The organism is Candidatus Darwinibacter acetoxidans, assembly GCF_041936445.1.
Classification (GTDB): Bacteria; Bacillota; Limnochordia; order Darwinibacteriales; family Darwinibacteriaceae; genus DTU010.
In genome coordinates, this window is the sequence record NZ_JBHGXH010000340.1 from 1 (window position 1) to 1,002 (window position 1,002).

1 protein-coding gene and 1 pseudogene are annotated in these 1,002 nt (G+C 57.9%); both read left to right on the forward strand.

Annotated elements, in window-relative coordinates; all coding sequences use genetic code 11:
- Window positions 1-190: pseudogene (locus ACE4YL_RS14730) on the forward strand (hypothetical protein); the annotation flags it as partial.
- Window positions 191-198: 8 nt separating this feature from the next.
- Window positions 199-1,002: type I restriction endonuclease (locus ACE4YL_RS14735; protein WP_461369770.1), on the forward strand; the 804-nt coding region annotated here is incomplete at its 3' end.

Sequence of the window (1,002 nt, forward strand, 5' to 3'; positions counted from 1 at the left end):
CTATATACATCCGCGGTTTGATGATTACCAGGATGTCAGGGTAATGGTTGTAGAATGTCTGCGCGGTAACTCCCCGGTTTTTGTAAAAGACGGTGCTGTTGAACGGTTTTATGTGCGTACCGGGGCGGCTACGATAGAACTGTTCGGCAGCCAAATGCAGGATTTTATTAGGCAGCGCTTTAGGAGTTGAAATAGCTTATGTTAAGTAGCTTTTCCGAAAACAGCCTGGTGGAACAGCCCTCCATTGAGCTGCTGGCCCGGCTGGGCTGGAAAACCTGCGATGCTTTCGGCGAGTTTGAAAGCGGCGCCAGCCCCCTGGGGCGAGAGACCAAGGGTGAAGTAGTGCTGGCGGCACGCCTGCGAGAGGCGCTGGCGAAGCTAAACCCAGGCGCTCCGGCGGAAGCCCTGGACCAGGCCATTGCGGAGCTGACCCGGGACCGCTCCCGGTTGAGCCTGGTAGCGGCGAATTGCGAGATTTACGAACTGATCAAAAAGGGCGTGCGCGTCCGGATAACGGATCCCCATGAAGGAGAGCGGGTGGAGCTGCTGCGGGTGTTCGACTGGGATAATCCCTTAAACAACGACTTCCTGCTCTGCTCGCAGTTCTGGGTCACCGGCGAGATGTACACCCGCCGGGCGGACCTGGTCGGCTTCGTCAACGGCCTGCCCCTTCTCTTTATCGAGCTTAAGGCTGTCCACCGGAGGCTGGAGACCGCCTTTACCGGCAACCTCACTGACTACAAGGATACTATCCCCCACCTGTTCTGGTATAACGCGCTGATCATTCTATCCAACGGCAGCCAGAGCCGGATGGGCAGCGTCACGGCAGGCTGGGAGCATTTTGCCGAGTGGAAGAAGGTAAGCAGCGAAGCCGAAGAGGGGCGCATCTCTCTGGAGACGATGCTCAGGGGCACCTGCGAGCCCGCGCGCTTCCTCGACCTGGTGGAGAACTTTACCCTGTTCATGGATGTGCCCGGCGGGCAGATTAAAATAGTGGCCAAG